The following is a 24223-nucleotide window of genomic DNA, read 5'->3' on the forward strand; positions in this document are numbered from 1 at the left end:
AGAAAGGCTCACTCGGATTTTCCATACATCGCGTCCTCACTGCCCCATGAAAGCGCAATTCAGCACTAAAAACAATCCTTTACAATAAATAATATGGCACGTAAATCTTCGAAACGAATCTGGTGGATTACAGGAGGCCTGGTATTGGTTCTGGTCGCAGGCTTACTGGCGGCCAAACAGGCAGGGTACATTGGCAAGCCCAAAACCACAGAGGTAGAATATACTGCTGTGAAGCGCACGGACATTATTGAGCGCGTAACTGCTTCGGGAAAAGTACAGCCGGAAGTGGAAGTGAAACTGAGCCCCGATGTGTCCGGAGAAATTATAAGTCTGAATGTCGCAGAAGGAGATTCTGTTGTAAAAGGACAATTGTTATTGAAGATCCGTCCCGACAACTACGAGTCACTGATGGCGCGTGCACAGGCAGCCGTTAATTCAAGCAAAGCGAATTATGAGCAGACCAAAGCGATGGTTGCCCAGGCGGAGGCGCGGCTGGTGCAGGCGAAAGCGAATTTTGAACGTAACAAAAAGCTGTATAGCGACAAGGTGATCTCTTCCGCGGACTTTGAACAGTTCTCGTCTAACTATGGAGTTGCACAGCAGGATCTGGAATCTGCGAAAGCGAATGTATCTGCCGCGTTGTATAACATCAAAAGCGCCGAGGCGAGTATGCGTGACGCTGCCGAGAACCTTCGCAAAACAAGCATTTTCGCGCCGGTCAGCGGTATCGTTTCATTGCTGAATGTAGAAGCCGGTGAGCGTGTGGTAGGTACTTCCCAGATGGCCGGGACCGAAATGATGCGTATCGCTAACCTGAATAACATGGAAGTTCGCGTCAATGTCAATGAAAATGACATTGTCAGGGTTTCGATTGGTGATACAGCCGAAATCGATGTAGATGCATATAGCTCGTCGGGAAGGAAATTCAGGGGAATCGTGAAGGAAATTGCCAATACTGCTGCCGGTCTGGCGTCCTCAACTTCCACAACTGCCGCATCAAGTGCCTCCTCGGATGCTGTCACAGAGTTTGAGGTGAAAGTAAAGATACTGAATGAGTCGTTTGCCGATCTGCTCGTTTCAAAATCAAAGAAATCCTATCCCTTCAAGCCGGGTATGACAGCCTCTGTTGAAATTATCACGGAACGTAAAAACGGAGTTGTTTCTGTACCGATTGCAGCAGTAACCACCAGAAGCAATAAGCCGGCCGGAGCCCCGGGGGAGGGTCAGCCAAACAATGATGCTTCCGCCGAGGACGAGAAAAAACCAAAAAAAGAAGAGGTGATCAAAGAAGTGGTGTTTGTTGACGTGAACGGAAAAGCGGAGATGAAAGAAGTAAAAACAGGCATCAGCGATTTTGAAAATATTGAAGTTTTATCCGGACTGAAACCAGGCGATATGATCATTTCAGGGCCCTATATCGCTGTGTCCAAAAATCTGAACAATGGTGACCTCGTCGAAAAAAAGAAAGAAGAAGTGAAAAAAGACGGACAGAAATCAAATGAAAACTAGAACTGGTACGTTGTAAGTACGTAATAAGTTCGATTTAGTTTAGGTTAAAAAGGAAAATCCTTGCGGCTTTGCTGCAAGGATTTTTTATTTGAACGCCTGTGCAAAGTTTAAAATTGGCTGATATTCAATTGTTTGTGAGCCGGTTGCTCTATCAGTAAATAGTTTCGAACAGTGTAGAATACCGACCGTCAAAATACTTTCTTCAACTCTCGTTTTTTGTCAATTTTTTGACGTTTCCCTGCGGATTTCCGAATCTCGAATATTTTGGTCCAAAAAATAACGGTCGTTTTAGCGAATTCTATAAAAACTTCTCATTTTTGAAAGACATCCTGGCTCCCGCGGCGTCACTTCCTGGCGCAAATTGTGTGAGCAGGTGAAACAGAAATAATGAGTTTTTTAAATAATACTAAAATTGCGGTGATTGGAGGCGGAAGCTGGGCAACTGCACTGATCAAGATATTGTGTGAACAACCCAACGTGCAAATCCGCTGGTGGCTTCGCAATCATGATGACATCGAGCATATCCGGAAGTTCCATCACAACCCCAGCTATCTTAGCGACGTGGCGCTTTCGCCCAAAAAAATAAAAGTTTTTGAAAAGACAACGGAGGCCGTAAAAGGGACAGATTATGTCATTCTTGCCGTGCCTGCTGCTTTTGTCCGTGAGGCATTGCAGGACTTATCCGAAAAACATCTGAAAGGAAAGCGGATTGTTTCTGCGATCAAGGGTATGATCCCCGGCGAGAACATTCTTGTAACAGACTGGATCGCCAGGGAATATCATATTGGGCTTAACGAAACCTGTGTAATCGCCGGACCTTGTCACGCAGAAGAGGTAGCGCTGGAAAAACAATCTTATCTCAGCATTGCGTCTACCGAATGCGCCACGTCTGAGGATTTTGCGAAACTGATGACCTGCCGGTACATTGCTGCCAACCCGCTCGACGATTTGTACGGTGTGGAATACGCAGCGGTGATGAAAAATATCATTGCACTGGCCTGCGGCATTACACATGGATTGGGATATGGAGATAATTTTCAGGCTGTCCTGGTCTCGAATGCGATGGAGGAAATTGGCAATTTCGTGACCGCACTAGATCCCCGTGAGCGTAATATGAGCTCCTCTGCCTACCTGGGGGATTTGCTTGTGACAGCATATTCGCAGTTCAGCCGCAACCGCCTTTTTGGCAACATGATCGGCCGTGGTTATAGCGTGAAGGCTGCGCAGCTGGAAATGAAAATGATCGCCGAAGGTTATTTTGCGACCAAAAGTATCAACGAGCTTAACAAAAAATATCATGTAAACCTGCCGATTACCACGGCCGTGTATCGCATCCTTTATGAAGACCAGGCGCCTGCCCTGGTGATGGACGAGTTGAAGAAATTGTTGAAATAAGTAGTCTCTTTCCTTTTGGTTAATGTACTTTTTATGTACTCAGTCCCAACTTAATTATATGAACTACTCAAAGAACAAGCATTTTTTGCTGGCAAGTATTTGTTTTGGTATCATCGCCATGACTTCCTGCAACTCAAAAAAAACAGAAACGACTGAAAAGGAAGAGCAGGATTCGCTGAAGAGCGCAAAGGATTATGTTTTCGGAGATAAACGGGAATTTGCACAATGTCATGCATCTACGCTGGTAAGGCTGGACGACGGCCAGTTTCTGGTTGCATGGTTTGGAGGTACGGAAGAGAAAAATCCTGATGTGGGTATATGGTTGTCAAAGGGCAGGCCCGGACATTGGAGTGAGCCCAAAGAAGTTGCAAAGATCCGGGAAGATGCCCATTGGAATCCGGTTTTACAAAATGCATCTGACGGAAAGGTTTATTTGTATTTCAAAGTAGGAAAAGAAATCGCTCCCTGGGAAACCTGGGTGAAAACATCTGACGACAATGGTGAAACCTGGTCGGAAGCTTACGAACTTGTAAAGGGAGATAAAGGCGGAAGAGGCCCGGTGAAAAATAAATTGATCGAGCTTTCTGACGGTACCTGGCTTGCCGGAGCTTCCAATGAAATGAAACGCTGGGAGGTTTTTGTAGATCGCAGCAGCGACAAAGGGAAAACCTGGACTGCGTCACCTTATTTCAAAATCGATACACTGGAAATCAAAGGTAAGGGTGCCATTCAGCCTACTTTGTGGGAGTCGAAGCCGGGGAATGTTCACATGCTGGTAAGGACAACCGGTGGTTTGATCGGCCGCAGCGATTCAAAAGATTTTGGGAAAACATGGTCGCCAATTCGAAAAACAGGCTTGCCAAATCCTAACAGCGGAATAGATCTGGCCAAACTGGCCGATGGGACCCTGGCACTTGCCTACAATCCTGACCATGAAAACTGGGGTTCGCGCGCTCCGCTTTCACTGGCTTTGTCTTATGACAACGGCGATAACTGGACGGATGAGATCGATCTGGACACCGGAAAAAAAGAAGACGAATTCTCATATCCTGCGGTGATCAGCTGGGGGGATTCTGTGGCGGTAACTTATACATGGAACCGTCAGAAAATCGCTTTTTGGCTCGGCAGCAAAAAAGATATCGTCGAGCTTTCGGCAAAAGAAAAAAAGTAAGAAATCTCAATAACCTTGTAAATTCAGATCATAGGATTCGTTCATCGTCACGCGCTTGCCCATCTTTTTCTGGATAATCTTAAAGTGATGGACATCCTCGGGACAGATTAATGAAATGGCCTCGCCGGAAGCTTCCGCGCGACCGGTGCGGCCGATCCTGTGAACATAATCCTTCGGAGAGCGTGGAAGCTCAAAATTGATCACATACGGAAGAAATTGTATATCAATTCCCCTTGAGACAAGGTCAGTAGCAACCAGCACCGTCAATTTTCCTGATTTAAATTTGTTCAAAGCCTCGGTCCTCGCGCCCTGGCTTTTTTTGCTGTGCATAGCGGCAGCCTGTATGCCATTTTTATTTAATTTCTCCACCAGATTATCCGCAGTTCTGGTTGCCGATACGAAAACGAGTACCTGTTTCATCTCCTGAGTCTTGATCAGATATCTTAACAACGGCCCTTTCCGCTCGGGATCTACAAAATAGCCGGTCTGGGTGATCTGGTCGATATTTTGTTCCTCTTCGGCTATCTCAATGCGGAGAGGATTTTTCAGCAAATTTTTATTGATGGCGTCAACCGAATCTCCCAGCGTGGCCGAAAACAGAATGCTCTGGCGTTTCTTGGGGAGCAGGAAAAAAATATCCTTCATTTCATCGGCGAAGCCCAGATCCAGCATTTTGTCGGCTTCATCCAGCACGAGTATTTCCGTTTCCGAAATACTCAGCGCTTTGTACGATAGGAGCTCAATAAGCCTTCCTGGCGTGGCCACCAGAATTTCAACACCCTGCAATGCGATCATCTGGGGATTAATGGAAACCCCGCCATATACTGCCAGCGTCTTTACCTTCCTGGGCAGCTTTTCTCCAAATGTCTGAAAAACAACCCCGATCTGAACTGCAAGCTCCCGGGTAGGCACCAGTACCAGCGCCCGGACTGTCCTGTTTTTGGGGGCAGGTTTGTCCTGAAACAATTCAAGAATAGGGAGTACAAAACCCGCTGTCTTACCTGAACCTGTTTTTGCAATCCCCAACACATCACTTCCTTTCAGGATCGCCGGAATAGCCTCCTGTTGAATAGGATAGGGTTGAGTATAATTTTGTTCTGCAATGGTTTTTAGTAAAGGTTCTGATAATCCGAGGGATTTAAAAGACATATATAGTTATTAATGGTTTTGGCAAAAGGAGTACAAATAATTTGCAAAGATACCATTAAGCCTTATACATTCCTGAACCTGGCCGTCGCGTCGCGTTTTGAGCTACCGAAACATATCATTATCATCATTTATATGAGTTCCAACCGCAGAGAATTTTTACAACAACTAGGGTTCGGGGCCTTGCAGCTGGGAGTGCTCAGCACTATTCCTGCATCCGCCTGGTCAGCCACATTCAAGCCAGGGCAGTTACCCAGGAGCACTCCGGAATTACAGGGGATGTCTGCAAAAGGTATCCTGGATTTTGTAAGCAAAGTGGAAGCTGCCAATCTTAATTTACACAGCCTGATGATTCTGAGGCAGGGAAAGGTAGTGGCCGAAGGCTGGTGGGCACCTTATGCACCTCAATTGAAACATACGCTGTACTCATTGAGTAAAAGTTTTACATCTTCGGCAATCGGGCTGGCAGTGGCCGAGGGTAAACTTACGGTAGAGGATAAAATAATTTCATTTTTCCCGAATGAAAAACCTGCAACCGTCAGCGAAAACCTGGCTGCTATGCGCGTAAAAGACCTGCTGACAATGTCTACCGGTCATGATAAAGATACTACTGCCGCCGTGCGCGAATCATCTGATAACAATTGGGTGAAATCTTTTCTGGCACAACCGGTAGAGCATAAACCGGGGACATTTTTTGTCTACAACAGTGGTGCCACGTATATGCTTTCTGCGATTATCCAGAAGTTGAGCGGACAAACCTTACTCGAATATCTTAAACCAAGGCTATTTGCGCCGCTGGGCATTGAAGGTATGGATTGGGAAGTAGACCCTAACGGGATCAATACCGGTGGCTGGGGGCTTCGGGTAAAGACAGAGGATATTGCCAAGTTTGGTCAGCTGTATTTACAAAAGGGCACCTGGAACGGGAAGAAAATACTGCCGGAATCATGGATTGTGGATGCAACCAGCAAGCAGGTGCAGTCCAAAGGCGGGGCGCGTGCTCAGGAGGAAAATGACTGGCAGCAGGGATATGGTTACCAGTTCTGGCGGTGCCGGAACAATGGTTACCGGGGCGACGGGGCTTTTGGTCAGTATTGCATTGTGATGCCGAAAGAGGATATGGTCATAGCGATTACAAGCGAAACCGGCGACATGCAGGCTATTCTGGACCATGTTTGGGGAAATATTCTTCCTGCGGTAAAAGCAGCGGATAGCAACGCTCAAAAACCATTGCAGCAGAAATTGGGTAAGCTGGCTCTTCCTCCCGAAAGTGGCAAGCCTACATCTGAATTGATTTCAAAAATGAGTGGTAAAAGTTACAAGATTGATGATAATGATTTGAAAATTAGTACCGTATCATTGCATTTCGCCAAGGATTCCTGCACTTTTAAAATCAAGGACGCGCAGGGTGATCATACTGTAGTGAGCGGCCTCGGAAGCTGGAAGGAGGGAGTGACGGATATTTCTACTATGCCTCTGAAATTGGTGCTTACGCCGGTCCCCGGGGAAAAAACCAGCAAAATAGCCGCCAGCGGAGCCTGGGTGGACGAAAAAACTTTTGAGATGACCTGGCGTTTTATTGAAACAGCACATTACGAAACAGTCCGCTGCCAGTTCGACGCAGGAAATATAGCAGTCGAGTTTAAAAGGAGCCTGGCTATTCTGGCAAAAACAAAAGATCCGAGACCAGTTTTGTCGGGGAAGGTAATTGCCTAATTATAGGCTTTGATTTTCCTGGCAATCGTTTAGTTTTGTTTAGTTGAAACAAAATCATTTACACACATTAAACAAGAAAATATGCGGATGCATTTTAATTGGGCTAAAAGGAAATTTCCGATTTCTGCAAAATGGAAAGGTATGTGGAGAATGGAGAAGACCGGTAAGCAGGCGGGTGCTTCAAACGATTCAACTGAGTATCTTTTGGGGAATCCTGTGAACCGGGAGAGGCTGCTGCGGGCAGTTTCAGATCTCAAAAACAGCAAACAAAACATCCATGAGCGCAGCCTTATTGAAGAATGAGATTGCTTTTTCATGATGATGCCTGGGATGATTATCTGTATTGGCAGTCTGCGGACAGGAAAATTCTTAAAGGGATCAATGATTTGTTAAAAGATTGCAAGAGGTCCCCTTTTGATGGCACAGGAAAACCTGAGCCATTGAAAGGGGACCTTTTCGGTTGTTGGTCGAGAAGGATTACGGACGAGCACCGTCTGGTATAGGTCGTAGAAGACGGAACTATAATTGTTTTGAAATGCAGATACCATGATAAGAAGTAATGTAGGTGTCAAACCCGCTTTTAACTGTAACATCATATTTCATTTAAATAAAAAAACAAACTTTATGAAAAGGACAATTGTACTGGCTTTCTTGTTGACAATGATTACCCTGGTATCGCAGGCCCAGAAATTCAGGGGACTGGATAAAAGCCCGCGTGACATTGCTTATTTCCCGGATCATTTCGCCCACGATCGTAAGGATGGCGAAAAAGCCCTGGTCAAAGTTTCTTACAGCCGCCCATACCTGAAAGGCAGAGAGGCATTCGGCAAGCTGGAACCTTACGGAAAAGTGTGGCGGTTGGGCGCTGATGAATCGACAGAGGTCAAGTTTTATCAGGACGCTACGGTTCAGGGGAAAAAGATAAAGGCAGGCACTTATTCTATGTTTGCGATTCCGGGTGAAAAGGAGTGGACTGTCATTTTTAGCTCCGACCTGGATTACTGGGGTGCATACAAATACAAAGAGGCAAATGACGTGCTCCGTGTAACTGCGCCGGTGAAGAAAGCCGAAGCACCGATCGAGAACTTTTCCATAGTATTCGAAAAAGTATCCGATAAGTCGGCAAAAATGTTCTTCGGCTGGGATAGCACGATAGTAGAGGTAGCCGTTACATTCTGATCCTGTTCTGCTCCTTTGGCACAATTGTTTCAACATGAATACTCCTTAACCAATGATCACCGAAAAAATGGAAGATGTAAATGATAAGATTGAGAAATTTTTCGAGGAATATGAGAGGAGGTTTGAGGAGGGGCTTGCCGGAAATCCGGTAGCAGAAGAAACAGTCAACTCCTTTGCAGACTTCTTCGTGGAAGCCAGTCCGGTAGGGGTAACAGGAGGTAAAAACGACCATTCTTTTTTGGAGTCGATTCCGAAAGGATATGATTTCTATCGTTCGGTGGGTGTGACAAAAATGGTTATCAATCAGCTGGATATCACCGAACTGAATGAACTGCATTATATGGTTGAAGTATATTGGGAATCATTTTATGAAACGGAAGAGAAATCAGGTTCTATTGAATTCACCGTTCTATACCTTCTTCAGCATTTGAATCAGGAACTCAAAATTTTTGCCTATATAACGGGCGACGAGCAACGTGTACTCAAAGAGCATGGGCTGATACCGGAAGCGTAACATTGGCACCATTATTTTAAAAAGCAGATCAAGGTCTTATAGACCATTGATCTGCTTTTTTATTTCAACAAACTTTAAAAAAATATGAAAAGGAATAATATTGCTTTGGTGTGCCTTCTGGTAATGGGTGTACTGGTGGGCTGCAATAGCAAGGAGGAAAAAAAGGAAGCCGCAGCATCCGGGCCGGACTCGGTAGCAACAGTGACCGACAGTCTTGTTTTGCCTGCACCTTTTGCTACCGAATCCGTGGAGAACCGCCCGAAAGAGGACGGCTGGCCGGAGGGGAAAATGCCCAAAGCTCCGGAAGGCTTTAAGGTTACCAAATATGCAGATAAGTTTGACAGCCCACGCTGGACCTATATCGCGCCAAACGGTGATGTATTTGTCGCAGAATCAAGTACCAAAAAAAGTGCAGACCGGATCACAGTTCTTCGCGATGTGAACAAAGACGGTACCCCTGAAATGAGGGAAATTTTTATTGAAAAGCTCAATAAGCCGTTGGGAATGCTTGTGCTGAACAATTATTTCTATGTGGCCAATACCGACGGACTTTACAGATACCCCTACAAGCCGGGCGAAACCAAAATCACGAGCAAAGGGGAAAAGATCCTGGAACTGCCTGCCGGCGGATATAACAACCATTGGACGCGCAATTTACTGGCGAGTGCAGACGGATCGAAAATATATGTTTCAGTTGGCTCAGCGAGCAATGTAGCGGATCATGGAATGGACGAAGAAAAGCGGCGGGCGAACATTCTGCAGATCAATCCGGATGGTACCGGAGAAAAAATATTTGCTAGCGGACTGAGAAATCCGGTTGGTATGGACTGGGCGCCGGGATCCAATGAATTGTGGACAGCCGTTAATGAAAGGGACAAACTGGGTGACGATCTCGTCCCCGATTATATTACGAGCGTGAAGGAAGGCGGTTTCTACGGCTGGCCTTACGCCTATTTCGGGCCAAATGAAGATCCGAGACGCAAAGGGGAAAATCCGGGACTGGTTGCAAAAACGATTGTCCCCGATGTACCGATGGGTTCGCATACGGCATCGCTCGGCCTGGCATTTTATGATAAAACCAAATTTCCCGCCAAATATCATAATGGTGCTTTCGTAGGACAGCACGGATCCTGGAACCGCTCGACGCTGTCGGGTTACAAAGTATTGTTCGTTCCGTTCAAAGACGGAAAACCTGCTGGTAAGCCGGAGGATTTCCTGACGGGCTTTGTAGAGAGTGGAGAGAAGGTGTATGGACGACCTGTTGGTGTTACGGTCATGGATGATGGTTCACTGCTGGTCAATGACGATTCGGGAAACACAATATGGCGCGTTACCGCCCAGTAAGAAATTAGCTGTGTGAAATAGAATAGGCGGCCTGATGGATGAATCGGGCCGTTTTTTTTTGTCTTAAAAAATAAATCCAGGAATGTTTGCAAAAATATACCAATTGGTATATTTTTGCAATGTTATTCGCTACCAATATGAGCAAAGCAGAAAGGACCAAACAATTTATCGTGGAAAAAACGGCTCCCATATTCAATGTGAAAGGGTATGCAGGGACGTCGGTGAATGATATGATGGCTGCCACCGGCTTGACGAAAGGAAGCATTTACGGTAACTTCAGAAATAAGGATGATGTGGCGCTGGCAGCATTTGACCACAACCGGAAAAAGGTGGATCAGGTAGTGAGGAGGGAAATGGAAAAAGAAAAGTCGGCGAAAGGCAAGCTGATGGTGTATGCAAAAGTGTACGGGAATTTTTATAAGGATGCATTTCCGGAAGGCGGCTGTCCGATCCTTAATACGGCCATCGAAGCTGACGATACTCATGCTGTTCTGCGTGAAAAAGCTGCTGACGCAATTACCGGGTGGAAGAACAACATTGCAGGCATCATTCAAAAAGGGGTCGCTAACAATGAGTTCAGCGCGGATGTTGACCCTGAGCAAATAGCAATAAGCATCGTCGCACTGATAGAAGGGGGTATCATGGTTGCGAAAGTGACGGGCAAGCTCAACTACAGAACTGCTATTATGAAGTCAGTAGAAAAAATGATCAATGATTTAAGCTGATTTTTTTTGGAATAAAATATACCGATTGGTATTATTTCAAATACGTAATAAAACACACGAAGATTTTAACATGCATTCAAACAAATAATAATCAAGATGAAAACAACAGGAAATACGGTTTTAGTAACCGGAGGAAGTGCAGGAATTGGTTTCGAGATCGCTAAGGTATTGTCAGAAGCAGGAAACAAAGTGATCATTACCGGAAGAAATGAAGAAAGGCTCAGGGAGGCGGCGTCAAAACTGGAAAATGTAACAGCGATCGTTTCGGACGTAGCGGACAAGGCAGCAGTAAACGAGCTCGTTGCTACGCTGACCAAAGATTTTCCTCATTAAATGTTGTCATCAATAATGCAGGGAGGGCTTTTGTGCATAGTCTTGCCGGTGACGGGGATACTGTGGATAAAGCCGCCGAGGAAATGAACACCAATTATCTGGCTATTATCAGGTTGAATGAAAAATTGCTCCCACTGCTTTCAAAAGGCGAAGAAGCCGCTATTGTAAATGTATCGAGTATCGTTGCATTTGTGCCCAATCACGTTACTTCTACCTATGGTGCCAGCAAGGCTGCGCTTCACTCGTACACCCAGTCACTGAGGATTGCACTGGCAAAATCGACTTCAATCAAAGTTTTTGAACTGATGCCTCCACTGGTTAACACGGATTTTTCTCAGGAAATCGGCGGTGCGAACGGAATTCCGGCAAAAGCGGTTGCTGACGATCTGATCAATGCATTGGCAAATGATGAATTTGAAATCCATGTGGGCCGCACCGCGCAAATCTTCGAACTATTTCATGCATCCCCCTCCGAAGCTTTGCTGGCGATGAACCCAAATTAATGAAAAGACAGGTTAGAAACCTTCTGAGCCAACTGATTCAAAAAAGTGATTCCAAAATATCTGAGATGAAACAAAAAATAGCATTCGCGATGATCATGGGAATTATTACTACCGGTATAATTTCCTTTACTTTGATTTCTCTAAATATTGGATTTGTTACCAATTTTTTAGTGATTTGGCTGAAATCTTGGAGCATGGCCTATTTCCTAGTGATTCCAGTGATTTTATTGGTTGGGCCAAGAGTCCAGAAACTGGTTGAAACGATATTTAAAGAAGCAGTGGCTCAGGAGTTTGACACATAAGTTATGATGTGGTCGAAACAATTCTAAACTATTTATGAAAAGAGTAGCAGTTACAGGTTTGGGAGTGATTACTCCCCTTGGGAATTCGGTTGAAGAATTCTGGGAAAATATTAAGAATGGTAAGAGTGGCGCGGCTCCGATTACCAAGGTAGATGTTACCAAATTCAAAACACAGTTTGGATGTGAAGTCAGGAACTTCGTAGCCGAAGAGTATATCGATAAAAAAGAACTAAAAAAATACGATCTGTATACCCAGTACGCCATTGCTGCGACGGATCAGGCGATCCGTGACGCAGGCTTGGATTTCGGGTCGATGAGTGAAGAAGAACGTGCAGAGATCGGCGTGATCTGGGCCACCGGAAATGGAGGGATGGGCACGTTTGAAGAACAATTGCGTGAATTCCATTCCGGGGACGGAACCCCGCGTTTCAATCCGTTCTTTATCCCTAAAATGATCGTCGACATCGCTGCCGGCGTCATTTCGATCAGGAATAAATTGCATGGACCGAACTACTGTACGGTGTCTGCCTGTGCATCTTCCAATACCGCTATCATCAACGCGTTCGATACGATCCGTTTGGGTAAAGCGAATGTGATGATTGCCGGAGGTTCGGAGGCAGCGATTATCCACTCCGCGTTGGGCGGTTTTGGTGCGGCCCAGGCATTGTCCAAAAGAAATGACAACCCGGAAAAAGCATCCCGCCCGTTTGATCAGGACAGGGACGGTTTTGTGATGGGTGAAGGCGCAGGGGCTTTGATATTGGAAGACATGGATTATGCGATCCAGAGGGGAGCGACGATTTATGCCGAGATGGTTGGAGGCGGAATGGCAGCCGATGCATATCACCTCACAGGCACTCCGCCGAATGGCCTGGGTGCTGCATTAGGGATGTCCAAAGCGTTGGCTGAAGCGGGTATTACTCCGGATAAAATCGATTACATCAATGCCCACGCCACTTCCACCGGGCTCGGTGATATGAGTGAGCTGAATGGTATAAAACGTGTTTTTGGCGACCACCCCGTGGCAATCAGTGCATCCAAATCGATGACGGGACATTTGCTGGGAGCAGCCGGAGCTGTTGAAAGTGTGATCAGCGTCCTGGCCGCTAAAAACGACGTGATCCCGGGCACGATCAATACTGAAAACCCGGACGAGCATATTCCGGAAGGCCTCAATATTATCTTCGGAAAATCGATTAATCAGAAAGTCGACTACGTGCTTAACAATACGTTTGGGTTTGGGGGGCATACGGCCACTTCGATCTTCAAGAAGTATACGGAGTCTTAATCTGGCTCACAATAAAAAAAGTCTTCCCGGTCGCAACAGCTCAGGAAGACTTTTTTATTGCATGAATAAACACTTAGCCTGCGACTTCGGCAAGAATTTCCACTACCCCGTTTTCATCGTTGCTTTTGGCGATGAATCGGGCAATTTTTTTGATATCAGGATGTGCATTGGCCATCGCGTAGGAATAGTGAGATTTTTCCAGCATTTCAAGATCATTGAGATAATCTCCGAAAGCCATCGTCTGCTCGGCTGAAACATTGAATTTTGTCTGAAGAACCTCCATTGCTTTGCCTTTATTGGCATTTTTATGCGAAATGTCCAGCCAGATAGGACCTGAAACTTTCACTTTCAACTGCTCCTCAAATCTCTTGAAATGCGGATAACTGTTTACCTCCGAGCCCGCCAGGTCACAAACGGTGAATTTGAGAAACTGATCGTTATCCACCAGAAGTAAGTCTTCCACAATTTCATAACGCTCAAAGTAAAGTTTGAGATGGTCCAGGAATGCCGGTTCGGTGCTTTCGACATACGCTTTTTTCTTGCCGCAAATTATCGCGTAGGCATCTGGTATGTTTCTGGCAATGTTGATCAGTTCTTTTACGATACTGCCATCCATGTCCTGAACATGGATTTCCTGATCCCGGAAAACAATGTAGCTTCCGTTCTCAGCTGCGAAAATCACTTCATCCTTGACCTCTTTCAAGACTTTTTCCATATTGAAATACTGACGTCCGCTGGCAGCCACGAAAATGATCCCCTTGTCTTTCAGTTTCCTGAAAACCGGAAAAAACGATTCGTTCAATTCATGTCTGGAGTTTAAAAGCGTACCGTCCATATCAGTCGCAATCAGTTTGATATTCGAAAAAGTCATGCTGTTTTTTTAATGGTTATCTCATTTAGCAAGACAAATAAGCTTACTATGGTTCCATTTAGACATTTGTAGCCAAAATATTTTGATACCCGAACCGTATGAAAAGATTTGCTGTTCCACAATGACACTCACATCGATTGTCAAACATATTGCCAGGTTAATGAAATTTTCTAAATACTATCTTGCCGCGCTGGTCTCTTTCACTATTTGGGGATTTTTCAGTCTGGCGCTCAAACCGCTGCATGATTATGCTTCTTTGGATATTCTTTTCTATCGCGTATTTTTTTGTGCGGTGATCATGTCTGTGATCAGCTTGCTGGGAAGGACAAAAGTGCTGAAAGAAAATATCACGATATTCAAAAATTTCTCTCCGGGCCAAAGACAAAAGATAACTGTGCTGACTTTAAGCGGCGGGTTTCTTCTGACAGCCAACTGGTTTTTCTTCATTTATGTGATGAACCATATCAGTGTGAAAGCGGCTTCTTTCGCCTATCTGGTATGTCCGATCATGACAACCGTCATCGCCTTTTTTGTACTGGACGAAAAGCTCAGCAAATGGCAGTGGACGGCGGTTTTGCTCAGTGTTTTGAGTTGTATGCTGTTGTCTTTTAGTAATATAGCGGATATCGCTTACAGTCTGATCGTCGCGGCCTCTTATGCTTTTTATCTGGTGGGTCAGCGGCAGAATGTTGGTTTGGACAAATTTTTGATCCTCACCGTGCAGATCATCTTCTCGGCTTTGCTCCTGCTGCCATTTTACCCTGTTTATAGTGAGGGGGTTCCCACAGAGCTATCGTTTTACGCATTGATTGTTGTGATTGCAGTTGTTTTTACGATTCTGCCGCTTTTTATGAATCTGTATGCGTTACAAAAAGTGAGGTCTTCAACTATGGGAATACTGCTTTACATCAATCCTCTCATGAATTTTGTGATCGCGCTGTTCTATTTTCATGAACCTATCAATATGGTACAGGTTGCGGCTTATTCGCTGATTCTTCTTTCCATCATCGTTTTTAACGAAAAATATATTTTCGGACGGAGAAGAAATGTGATTGCGGGGTAAGGAAAGGGGAAAGGGAAGGAGTGAGGCGAGAGAGGTACCAGCCCAACGGGCTGAAATACCTGAGCCCCGCGGCACCGCCCGGGGCGGAGGCGGCAAATGTTATCAACAAGGTTTTTCAAAAACAATCGATTCGATGAAATCATGAAAATGTTTGGTTTCGAACAAAGTTTCATACCCCGCCGATTGAAATAATATTCCCATTTCAGGCAGCCTTGTAGCCTCAACGTTACAAAGTACTCGAAAGAACCGGTACATAGTCCCTAAGAGGATTTTTTGCCAGAAATCACCGGTTTTTTTCTTAATAGTAAAATCCGCAAATAGCCATTTTCCTGCCGGGGAAAGTAACGAATCGAGGATCTTGAAAACTTTTTCTGCCCGTTCTTCTTTGAAATTATCGAACAGAAACGATGTCATAATCGCATCGAACCTTCCGGCCGGGACATAACTTTCAATGCCCGTATGCACGAATAAAACCTCATTCTGCTTCCAATCCCTTTTCTGTGCCAGTTTTATCATTTTGGCTGAAATCTCAACATAAGTAATTTTCAGTCCGCCGGGATAGATGTCTGCGATTGCTTCGAGTATCAAGCCGGTTCCGCCACCCACGATCAGCACTTTACTGTCGGGCTTCACAAAAGGCAGCAACACTTGCTGGGCCCGGATCAGTGATTTTCCGAAGACGAGCCGACTCAGCAAATCATAAAATCCCGCTGCGTTATCGTAGTTGTTGACATTCATAAGAGGCCGGAGAGTCGGATTAGGAAAAAAAGCTGCCGATTATCCCGCAAATTGCCTTTACAAGCAGCAATCCGTCGATTACGATAAGATAATACAGTATCGGGCGCGGTTTATGCAGCGAAAAAGCAACCAGCAGCAGGCAAAGAAACGGTATGAGATTCAAGAGTATCGTCAAGATATTGAAACCCCTTGACACCGCAAATATCAAAAGTGAAAGCAACCCGATAGACAAGAGCGGCACCAACACATAGGAGATCGTATTTCTCAATCCCATTCTCACGGCGAACGTTTTCAGCTCGATATTGGCATCGTCTTCGTAGTCTTTCATGTCGAACATGATTGCATTAACTGTGCAGAACATCCAGTTTTTAATAAAAAGCCATAACATAAAAACCGGTTCCGCGACCGATATGCCCCGTTCAATATGCACCACCGCAACCGGGAAAAGGTTTACAGACCCCGCCCATACAAAACCGATCACAAATGCTTTCAGCCAGCCGGTGTTTCTGAGATTGAGGGAGATAATGGATTTGGGTAACAGGCCGTAATACAAAATCGCAGCCAGTGGGATAGCAGACAGCAGCAGCCAGTAAATGAAAGGCAACCGGAGAATTCGTGAAAAATCTTTATTCAATAACCAAATTCCGGCACCCATACTTAACACCAGAAAAACAACCTGGCTTATGCGTATGAACCCATGTTGAAGCCGGTACCATTCAGTGCGCGGATTGGCCGAGGTTATTTCACTCGCCGGAACAGCATACGCTTTGGTGTAATACATGACTGTGGCACTGAAAACCAGCAAGTAATAGGCAGGTGAGTTGAGCGGCAGATTAAGCTGAAATGCGGTTTCAACCGACAGCGCAACAGCCAGCAATCCGACAAAATAATTGGCAAAGAAAATGAAAGCCACCACTCGGTTTCCCATACCAGGATTTTAATCTAGAAAAACTAAAACTACCGCTTCCGGCGCTGCATTCATAGATCCCTGGGAATTTATTATGAAATGCGGGCTGACACTGGCAAATAAAATTATTGAGGTATCAAGTTTAAATTTTTCAATGCCGTACCCAAAGCTTCGCCGGGATTTCCTACATTAGAAAACAGTAAAATCACAAATCCATAGAACATACATGAAAAAAGTCGCTATTCTGATTATACAGATATCGCTGCTGTCGGTTTCTTTTTGTTTTTCACAAAGTAAAGATCCGGTAGTGGAAAGTATTGTAAAAGAAGCCACTGAGCATTCGCAGCTCGAAAAACTGGCCCATGAACTGTTGGATGTTATCGGGCCAAGACTGGTAGGGTCCCCGCAGATGCAGCAGGCGCACGATTGGGCAGTGGCAAAGTATAAAGACTGGAATATTTCGGCCAAAAATGAAAAATGGGGCGAATGGCGGGGATGGGAGCGTGGCGTGTCCCATATTGAAATGGTATCGCCTCGGGTGAAATCGCTGGAAGGGATGCAGCTGGCATGGAGCCCTGGAACCGGTGGCAAAGCGGTTACTGCTGATGTGATCATTGTTCCTGATATGGCGGATTCAACGGCCTTTCAAAAATGGCTTCCGACCGCAAAAGGGAAATTTGTGATGATCAGTATGAACCAGCCCACCGGAAGGCCCGACTACAATTGGCAGGAATTTGCTACGAAAGAGTCTTTTGACAAAATGAAAAAACAACGTGACGCCCAGACCGAGGCCTGGACAAACCGTTTGAGGAAGACAGGTTATACCACACGTACATTGCCGGTTGCATTGGAAAACGCGGGCGCTGCCGGAATAGTCATGTGTTATTGGTCAAAAGGTTTTGGGGCCAACAAGATTTTCGGGGCTTATACCAAAAAAATCCCTACCATCGATATTTCCCTGGAAGATTACGGATTGCTTTACCGGTTAGCCGAGTCGGGGCACACGCCCAGGATCAGCGTGAGAGCGGATGCGAAAGAGACCGGCGTGAGCGGGACTTTCAACACGATCGGGGAAATTAAAGGAACCGAAAAACCCAACGAATATGTGATCCTCTCCGCTCATTTTGACTCCTGGGACGGCGGTACCGGAGCAACTGACAATGGTACCGGTACTATTGTGATGATGGAGGCTATGCGTATTCTGAAGAAAGTGTACCCAAACCCTAAAAGGACGATCTTGGTGGGGCATTGGGGAAGTGAAGAGCAGGGTTTGAACGGTTCAAGGGCATTTGTGGAAGACCACCCGGAAATTGTACAGAATATACAGGCTGTCTTTAATCAGGACAATGGCACCGGACGGGTTATCAACCTTTCAGGGCAGGGTTTCCTGAACGCCTACGACTATCTGGGACGCTGGCTGGTAAAAGTCCCCGAGACCATTAAAGCACCGATCGAATTGAAATTTCCCAGCATCCCGGGCGGAGGTGGCTCTGACTTTGCTTCTTTCGTAGCGGCCGGGGCTCCTGCATTTTCGCTTAGCTCACTGAATTGGTCCTATGGCACCTATACCTGGCATACAAACCGTGATACTTATGATAAGATCGTGTTTGACGATGTACGCAGCAACGCAATTCTGACTGCGATCCTGGCCTATCAGGCGAGTGAGGATCCTGTAAAAACATCACGGGAAAAAAGCGTTTTGCCACTGGGCGCAAAAGGCGAACCGGCCACATGGCCCGAACCGAGAAAACCGACTCGCAGAGGAGGCCTGGATTAACCTGATATTTTGATTTTTGATTTAAATAAAGATCCCGAAAAGTAATGCTGATAACTCAAATTACGGAATCAGAGGAAGGAGTTCTTCTGGTCCGTCCTTTCGAACAGGGTTTCGAGCCTGAAAACCAGGCTATGTTCAAGGCCGAAAAAGGGGAGGTATGGTGGTATTCTTCTCAGGAGGTCTGGCTTGGGCTCGGGAAGGCGCCGAAACTGCCCGCTTTGTTGAAAATCTTCCGCTCGTTTTTTTTCAAGCGGAAAGACCGCTGGCCGGAGCAGATTATTTTAGACGGGAGAGGCCGGGCGGCCGGCTGGCTTGAAGAGGCTATCAACGGAATTATGCTGGGAGGATATAATCTTCAGCTCTATAAAACGGATCCCAAACTGATCAGCGACTTCTTCGGTGAAAACGGTAAACTGTTTGTTTTGATCGACAAAGAATCTTCCACGCTGGAAAAAAGCATACTCGTCGCGAAGCAAACCGCAATGGTGCAAATGCGTATCATGGATTTGATGAACGCACCGGGGAACCATAAAAAGCCCGAAACGCTCGGTTCCTGGGCGCTGGCATCCGGGGAAGAAAACGGATATCAGGTCACTGTTTTTGATAAAAAGAAATTGGAAGAATTGGGTATGCATGCTTTGCTGGCTGTAAGCAAGGGAAGTGAAGCCCCGCCGGTCATGATCATTACAGATTATCAGCCCGAAAAATATGAGAAAACCATTGCGCTGGTAGGGAAGGGCGTAACGTTTGATACCGGGGGAATATCGATTAAAACCTCCGCCAATATGCACCTGATGAAAAGTGATATGGGCGGCGCCGCGGCGGTACTGGGAATCGTGGAACTGGCTGCGCAGCTGAAACTTCCCATACGGATCGTGGGTATAATTCCATCCACCGAAAACAGCGTGGACGGGCTCTCTATAAAGCCAGGAGACGTCATTAATTCCTATGCGGGAAAAACCATTGAAGTAATCGATACCGATGCCGAGGGACGGCTGATCCTGGCCGACGGCCTTAGTTATGCCATCCGGAATTACAAGCCGGATATCCTTATCGATCTCGCTACTCTGACCGGAAGTGTTATCCAAACCCTTGGTTATGAGGCTGCCGGCCTTTTTACGCCTGATGATTCATTGGCAGCGGAGTTGGCCGCCGCTGGCGATAGTACCGGCGAGCGTCTCTGGCGTTTGCCGGTCTGGGATGAATACAAGGAAGAAATTGCCTCCGACATCGCTGATTTGAAAAACTACCACGGGAAGCCGTTGGCCGGTGCAATCGTTGCTGCCAAATTTTTAGAGGCTTTTACAGATGAGCACCCTGCATGGGCACACCTTGATATCGCTGGAATGGCTTTCGGAGATACTGAGTTTGCTCCCGGAAGGGCTGGCACGGCTTACGGAGTGCGTTTACTACGGGCTTATTTGTCTGCTTTGGTTGGTTCAGGGATTGCCTGATTGTAAAATCGCAGACAGAAATCGCAGCAGAAATTTAACTCAGGGTTGCCTTGCAAAACTGGTTCTTTTTGTTAGATTTGAGAAAGTAAGTTTTTCCACCAATTCATCATTTATGGCCCGAGCTCTCACTTTTCTTTGTATCTCAACATACTTTAAGGGGAACGATTTTTTGAAAGCCTGTAAAGATGCAGGCAACAATGTGTATCTCCTGACAGCTAAAAAACTCGAAAATAAGCCATGGGTAAGAGAGTCCGTGGATGAGTTTTTCTACGTTGAAGAGGAAGAAGACGGGACGTATGATATGATGGATATTATCAATGGTCTGGCTTACGTGATGCGAAGCCGCCCCATTGACCGCGTAGTGGCGCTGGATGACTTTGATGTTGAAAAAGCAGCGCATATCAGGGAATATTTTCGCATTCCTGGCATGGGCCAGACCACCGGACGGTATTTCCGTGACAAGCTTGCCATGCGTACCAAGGCAGCGGAGTCGGGTATTCTCGTTCCTGGTTTTTCTGCATTGTTCAATGACGAGGAGATCAATCGTTTCATTGAACATTACCCTGGCCCCTGGATGATCAAACCACGGTCTGAGGCATCTGCGACGGGCATCAAGAAAATGCACAGTGCGGAGGAATTGTGGCAGACTATCCACGAGCTCGGCGATAAGCGTCATTCTTATCTGGTAGAACAGTACAAGCCAGGGGACGTATATCATGTTGATTCGATTTCGTATAATGGGAGGGTGATCTTTTCGTGGAGCAGCAAGTACCTCGCCCCGCCTTTTGACGTTGCACACGGAGGAGGGATATTCCGTTCGGTAACAGTACCTTTTGACTCATCGGAAGAACACGCGCTGGAAACGCTGGCGGTAGATATGCTGAAAGCATTTGGCCTCAAACACAGCGCCTCACATACGGAAGTCATCCGTTGTTATGACGATGGCAAATATTATTTTCTGGAAACTTCGTCCAGAGTAGGAGGGGCCAATTTATCCGAGATGGTAGAGGCGTCGTCGGGGATCAATCTCTGGAAGGAATGGGCAAAGATGGAAACAGCTGAGGCAAAAGGTGAAAATTATAAATTGCCTCCGGTCAAAAAGGATTACTCAGGCATTATTATCTCTCTGGCACGCCACGAATGGCCGGATCTGTCGGTTTTCAATGACCCTGAAATTGTCTGGCGAATGGACGAACCCTATCATGTCGGGCTGGTAGTTCATTCGAAATCGCGGCAAAAAGTGATCGAGCTGCTGGACAAGTATGCCGAAATCATCCAGAAAAAATACCACGCTTCGGCTCCCGTCCCTGAAAGGCCGACTAATTAAGGATTGCACACATTTAAATTATGCTACTTGATGACCAAAGTATTAGAAAAAGGTCAGCTGTTTATTTCAATCAGACAACTTATCGATCAGAGTAAGCATCAAATTGCTTCGTCAGTAAACGCAATGATGAGTATGATGTACTGACAGATCGGGAGGACAATTCATCAGGAAATTTTAAAGAATAAACGCGCAGAATACGGTAAAGAAATTGTCGCTACGCTGTCGCGACAATTGGAGACCGAGTATGGCCCTTCGTTTTCTGAGAAAAGTCTGAGGAGAATGGTGCAGTTTGCGATAGAATTTGACGATGAAAAAAATGTCGCTACGTTGTCGCGAAAATTGAGCTGGTCGCATGTTAAAGAACTGATACCTATTACAGATCCTGTAAAACGGGAATTTTATATCCAGATGTGCATTTTAGAAAAATGGAGCGTCCGTACTTTCAGAGAACGGATCCAATCCATGCTCTACGAACGCACTGCTATCAGCAAGAAGCCGGAAGAGATGATCTTGACTGAGCTGGATTTACTGAAAACCAACAAAATTACGCCCTGATCTGGTTTTCAGAGATCCTTATTTTTTGGATTTCCCGGGATTGTCGGATACCTATTCGGAGAAAGATCTGGAAACTTCGATCATTGTGGAATTGCAGCGGTTCATCACCGAAATGGGCAGTGATTTTGCATTTTTGTCCCGACAAAAACGCATCAGCATCGACAACCGTGATTATTATATCGATCTCCTTTTTTATCACCGGAGACTAAGATGTCTGATAGCGATTGATCTGAAACTTGGGGAATTTGAAGCGGGCTTTAAAGGACAAATGGAATTGTATCTGCGTTACCTGGAAAAATACGAGTTGGCAGAAGGCGAGAATTCACCGATCGGATTGATTCTATGCACCGGCAAAAATGAGGAACATATAGAATTACTCCAGTTGGATAAGACCAATATTCGCGTAGCAGATTATATGACCGCGCTTCCGCCCACTGAACTGTTACAGGAAAAATTGCATAAAGCAGTTGAAATTGCGCAACAAAAACTGAGTCAGAGAGATTCGTTATAGCGTGATCCGATAACCAAAAAAGCACCCGCCAATCATCAAATCAGCGGGTGCTTTTGTTTTAACGAAATACTTTACTTAAAGCAATCTGAAAGCCTGACGGCCCAGCAGCTGCCAGTTTCCTTTTGTTTTTTGCCAAACTGTGAAAACGCCTAATCGAACCTCTCCGGGGTCTTTGCCTTTGTTATGGGTACCGCCCATCAGTTTGTGGCGGACCATAGCTACATCGCCGGAAATGGAGATCGTTTGTTCACTTAATTCAATGCTTGTGAATTTTGAATCTCCGCTGGTCAATGCACGGATAAATTCTTTTTGATCTTCCATTAAACCATTCGAGTGCCCGTAGGTAAGGGAAGGAGAGGTTAGTTTCGTTAAGTCGGCTTCGTTGGCTGCAAGAATCGCAGTACGAAGCTTTTCCACCGCCTCTGCAACTGCTTTTTCGTCCTTGCTTTGTGCAAAAGTCAGTACGCTGGTCAATAGCAGCGCGGCGATCAGGAGTGTTTTTTTCATTTCAAATAATTTAAAAAATAGTTAAAGTTCTCACAAGGACCGCATATCAAAAAAGCCGATGGCCGACAGCTGAAATCCGGCAGCCTAAATCTCAACTTGCTCCATCTTAGGGGCGAAGAAATGCATTACTCCCCAAGCCACCAGATAAGCAAAGCCGCAGATGACAAAAATAATATTGTAACCTGCACCGATATTTCCGGCCGTTTTATAGTTGTCCAGAATTATCCCTACCAAAAGCGGGAAAAGTATACCGCCTACTGATCCGGCCATTCCGCCGATACCTACCACGGAGCTCACGGCCTTTTTGGGGAACATATCCGAGGCAGTAGTGAAAATGTTGGCGCTCCAGGCCTGGTGGGCGGCCGCTGCAAGACTAATCAGCACCACTGCCTGCCAGATGTTCGTGGTATATTGGGCGAGCATGATGGGTGTAACCAGAAATGCAAAAATGAGCATGGAGGTCTTCCTTGCCCGGAAGATAGGCCACCCTTTTTTGATAAAGTAACCGGAAAGATAGCCGCCGCCAATGCTGCCGATCGTGGTCGCAGTGTAAACAATAACCAGTTCCGGGCTTGGTTTGGAGAGGTTCAGCTTAAATGCTTCTGCAAAATAGGAAGGAAGCCAGTACAGGAAAAACCACCATATCGGATCGGTAAGCATTTTGCCGAAAACGAATGCCCAGGTTTGACGGATTTTAAACAATTCGAGCCATTTTACAGGAGCTTCTTTGCTGGTGTCGGCTTCGTTATCACTATGAATGTAGTCGAACTCCGCTTTGTTGATGCGGGGGTGGTTCGCCGGAAGTTCGTAATACTTTATCCAGAAAAACAGCCAGATGAAACCAACTGCGCCGGTGATCAGGAAGGCTTCCTGCCAGCCATAAGCGCCCAGGATCCAGGGAACCATAATCGGTGCGACCACTGCGCCAATGTTCGCTCCCGAGTTGAAAATACCGGTAGCCAGCGCACGTTCCTTTTTTGGAAACCATTCTGCTGTGGCTTTGATAGCGACCGGGAAATTGCCTGCTTCGCCCATGCCCAGCAATGCACGCATGAGACCAAAGCTGAAAGTGCCTGTGGCAACTGCATGCAGCATGGCGGCAATGCTCCACACAACCACAGATATGGTATAGCCAAGCTTTGTCCCGATTTTATCAATGATCGCACCGAAACCAATGAGCGAAACTGCATATGCAGTCTGAAAAGCCATAACGATATGACTGAAATCGGTCTCGCTCCAATTAAAATCTTGTTCTAATGTTGGTTTTAGCAAGCCAAGCACCTGCCGGTCGAGGTAATTGATGGTGGTGGCGCAAAAAAGCAGGGCGACAACCCGCCAGCGATATTTTGTCATTTGGTTTTCCATAAAGGAGGATATTCGGATAAATG

The 24223-nt window shown here is 45.9% G+C and carries 24 protein-coding genes and 1 pseudogene; 19 read left to right on the forward strand and 6 right to left on the reverse strand.

Annotation, left to right across the window (positions count from 1 at the left end; translation table 11 throughout):
* The first annotated feature begins 93 nt into the window (after nucleotides 1–93).
* The 3 genes from FBF61_RS26955 to FBF61_RS26965 all read left to right on the forward strand — a co-directional run bounded on the left by FBF61_RS26955 (nucleotide 94) and on the right by FBF61_RS26965 (nucleotide 4075).
* Nucleotides 94–1509, forward strand: a complete 1416-nt coding sequence (locus FBF61_RS26955; protein WP_138483257.1) for an efflux RND transporter periplasmic adaptor subunit — start codon at nucleotides 94–96, stop codon at nucleotides 1507–1509.
* Nucleotides 1510–1896: 387 nt separating this feature from the next.
* Entirely contained in the window at nucleotides 1897–2904 is a 1008-nt protein-coding gene (locus FBF61_RS26960; RefSeq protein ID WP_138483259.1) for an NAD(P)H-dependent glycerol-3-phosphate dehydrogenase, read from the forward strand.
* A 58-nt stretch (nucleotides 2905–2962) separates the two neighbouring features.
* A complete protein-coding gene (locus FBF61_RS26965) occupies nucleotides 2963–4075 on the forward strand; it encodes a sialidase family protein (protein ID WP_229215240.1) in 1113 nt (370 codons plus the stop codon).
* 6 nt (nucleotides 4076–4081) lie between these two features.
* On the opposite strand, the gene FBF61_RS26970 is transcribed toward FBF61_RS26965, so the two are convergent.
* Nucleotides 4082–5224: a DEAD/DEAH box helicase gene (locus FBF61_RS26970; protein ID WP_138483261.1), complete on the reverse strand. Its 1143-nt coding sequence runs from the start codon at nucleotides 5222–5224 to the stop codon at nucleotides 4082–4084.
* 12 nt (nucleotides 5225–5236) lie between these two features.
* Between FBF61_RS26970 and FBF61_RS26975 the strand changes: the two genes are divergently transcribed.
* The 10 genes and pseudogenes from FBF61_RS26975 (at nucleotide 5237) to fabF (ending at nucleotide 13125) form a co-directional block, all read left to right on the forward strand.
* A complete protein-coding gene (locus FBF61_RS26975; RefSeq protein WP_374756634.1) occupies nucleotides 5237–6937 on the forward strand; it encodes a serine hydrolase domain-containing protein in 1701 nt (566 codons plus the stop codon).
* An 87-nt stretch (nucleotides 6938–7024) separates the two neighbouring features.
* Nucleotides 7025–7240: a hypothetical protein gene (locus tag FBF61_RS26980; protein WP_138483263.1), complete on the forward strand. Its 216-nt coding sequence runs from the start codon at nucleotides 7025–7027 to the stop codon at nucleotides 7238–7240.
* Entirely contained in the window at nucleotides 7237–7440 is a 204-nt protein-coding gene (locus FBF61_RS26985; RefSeq protein ID WP_138483265.1) for a Txe/YoeB family addiction module toxin, read from the forward strand. The genes FBF61_RS26980 and FBF61_RS26985 overlap by 4 nt, the downstream gene beginning before the upstream one ends.
* A gap of 121 nt (nucleotides 7441–7561) precedes the next feature.
* A complete protein-coding gene (locus FBF61_RS26990) occupies nucleotides 7562–8116 on the forward strand; it encodes a DUF2911 domain-containing protein (RefSeq protein ID WP_138483267.1) in 555 nt (184 codons plus the stop codon).
* Nucleotides 8117–8168: 52 nt separating this feature from the next.
* Nucleotides 8169–8630: a DUF6841 family protein gene (locus FBF61_RS26995; RefSeq protein WP_229215241.1), complete on the forward strand. Its 462-nt coding sequence runs from the start codon at nucleotides 8169–8171 to the stop codon at nucleotides 8628–8630.
* A gap of 84 nt (nucleotides 8631–8714) precedes the next feature.
* Complete coding sequence (locus FBF61_RS27000; protein ID WP_138483269.1) at nucleotides 8715–9974, forward strand: PQQ-dependent sugar dehydrogenase; 1260 nt, start codon at nucleotides 8715–8717, stop codon at nucleotides 9972–9974.
* A 137-nt stretch (nucleotides 9975–10111) separates the two neighbouring features.
* Nucleotides 10112–10699, forward strand: a complete 588-nt coding sequence (locus FBF61_RS27005; protein ID WP_138483271.1) for a TetR/AcrR family transcriptional regulator — start codon at nucleotides 10112–10114, stop codon at nucleotides 10697–10699.
* Nucleotides 10700–10795: 96 nt separating this feature from the next.
* Nucleotides 10796–11535: pseudogene (locus FBF61_RS27010) on the forward strand (SDR family oxidoreductase).
* Nucleotides 11535–11837: a DUF2798 domain-containing protein gene (locus FBF61_RS27015; RefSeq protein WP_229215242.1), complete on the forward strand. Its 303-nt coding sequence runs from the start codon at nucleotides 11535–11537 to the stop codon at nucleotides 11835–11837. Before FBF61_RS27010 ends, FBF61_RS27015 begins: the two are co-directional and overlap by 1 nt.
* Nucleotides 11838–11871: 34 nt before the next feature.
* Nucleotides 11872–13125, forward strand: a complete 1254-nt coding sequence (gene fabF / locus FBF61_RS27020) for a beta-ketoacyl-ACP synthase II (RefSeq protein ID WP_138483273.1) — start codon at nucleotides 11872–11874, stop codon at nucleotides 13123–13125.
* A gap of 73 nt (nucleotides 13126–13198) precedes the next feature.
* Here fabF and FBF61_RS27025 read toward each other — a convergent pair whose 3' ends face one another.
* Nucleotides 13199–13996: an HAD family hydrolase gene (locus FBF61_RS27025; protein ID WP_138483275.1), complete on the reverse strand. Its 798-nt coding sequence runs from the start codon at nucleotides 13994–13996 to the stop codon at nucleotides 13199–13201.
* 160 nt (nucleotides 13997–14156) lie between these two features.
* Between FBF61_RS27025 and FBF61_RS27030 the strand changes: the two genes are divergently transcribed.
* Nucleotides 14157–15059 (forward strand): EamA family transporter, encoded by a 903-nt coding sequence (locus tag FBF61_RS27030; RefSeq protein WP_138483277.1) that lies wholly within the window; start codon nucleotides 14157–14159, stop codon nucleotides 15057–15059.
* 102 nt (nucleotides 15060–15161) lie between these two features.
* On the opposite strand, the gene FBF61_RS27035 is transcribed toward FBF61_RS27030, so the two are convergent.
* Nucleotides 15162–15797, reverse strand: coding sequence for a class I SAM-dependent methyltransferase (locus tag FBF61_RS27035; protein WP_138483279.1), 636 nt, complete (start codon nucleotides 15795–15797; stop codon nucleotides 15162–15164).
* A 19-nt stretch (nucleotides 15798–15816) separates the two neighbouring features.
* Entirely contained in the window at nucleotides 15817–16725 is a 909-nt protein-coding gene (locus tag FBF61_RS27040; RefSeq protein ID WP_138483281.1) for a UbiA family prenyltransferase, read from the reverse strand.
* 205 nt (nucleotides 16726–16930) lie between these two features.
* Between FBF61_RS27040 and FBF61_RS27045 the strand changes: the two genes are divergently transcribed.
* The 5 genes from FBF61_RS27045 (at nucleotide 16931) to FBF61_RS35150 (ending at nucleotide 22328) form a co-directional block, all read left to right on the forward strand.
* Complete coding sequence (locus tag FBF61_RS27045) at nucleotides 16931–18481, forward strand: M20/M25/M40 family metallo-hydrolase (protein ID WP_138483284.1); 1551 nt, start codon at nucleotides 16931–16933, stop codon at nucleotides 18479–18481.
* Between the two features lie 44 nt (nucleotides 18482–18525).
* A complete protein-coding gene (locus FBF61_RS27050) occupies nucleotides 18526–19935 on the forward strand; it encodes a leucyl aminopeptidase family protein (protein WP_138483286.1) in 1410 nt (469 codons plus the stop codon).
* A gap of 112 nt (nucleotides 19936–20047) precedes the next feature.
* Entirely contained in the window at nucleotides 20048–21262 is a 1215-nt protein-coding gene (locus tag FBF61_RS27055) for an ATP-grasp domain-containing protein (protein ID WP_138483288.1), read from the forward strand.
* A 171-nt stretch (nucleotides 21263–21433) separates the two neighbouring features.
* On the forward strand, nucleotides 21434–21817 hold the full coding sequence (locus FBF61_RS35145; RefSeq protein ID WP_310590289.1) for a DUF1016 N-terminal domain-containing protein: 384 nt from the start codon (nucleotides 21434–21436) through the stop codon (nucleotides 21815–21817).
* A gap of 25 nt (nucleotides 21818–21842) precedes the next feature.
* Nucleotides 21843–22328 carry a PDDEXK nuclease domain-containing protein gene (locus FBF61_RS35150; RefSeq protein ID WP_229215243.1) on the forward strand — a complete coding sequence of 162 codons (486 nt, stop codon included), beginning with the start codon at nucleotides 21843–21845 and terminating at the stop codon, nucleotides 22326–22328.
* A 75-nt stretch (nucleotides 22329–22403) separates the two neighbouring features.
* On the opposite strand, the gene FBF61_RS27065 is transcribed toward FBF61_RS35150, so the two are convergent.
* Both FBF61_RS27065 and FBF61_RS27070 read right to left on the reverse strand, forming a co-directional pair.
* The gene (locus FBF61_RS27065; protein WP_138483290.1) at nucleotides 22404–22835 is read right to left on the reverse strand and encodes a nuclear transport factor 2 family protein; all 432 of its coding nucleotides are present in this window, start codon (nucleotides 22833–22835) and stop codon (nucleotides 22404–22406) included.
* An 84-nt stretch (nucleotides 22836–22919) separates the two neighbouring features.
* The gene (locus tag FBF61_RS27070; protein ID WP_229215244.1) at nucleotides 22920–24188 is read right to left on the reverse strand and encodes an MFS transporter; all 1269 of its coding nucleotides are present in this window, start codon (nucleotides 24186–24188) and stop codon (nucleotides 22920–22922) included.
* Between the last annotated feature and the right edge of the window lie 35 nt (nucleotides 24189–24223).

It is taken from the genome of Dyadobacter bucti, assembly GCF_005869225.1.
GTDB lineage: Bacteria > Bacteroidota > Bacteroidia > Cytophagales > Spirosomataceae > Dyadobacter > Dyadobacter bucti.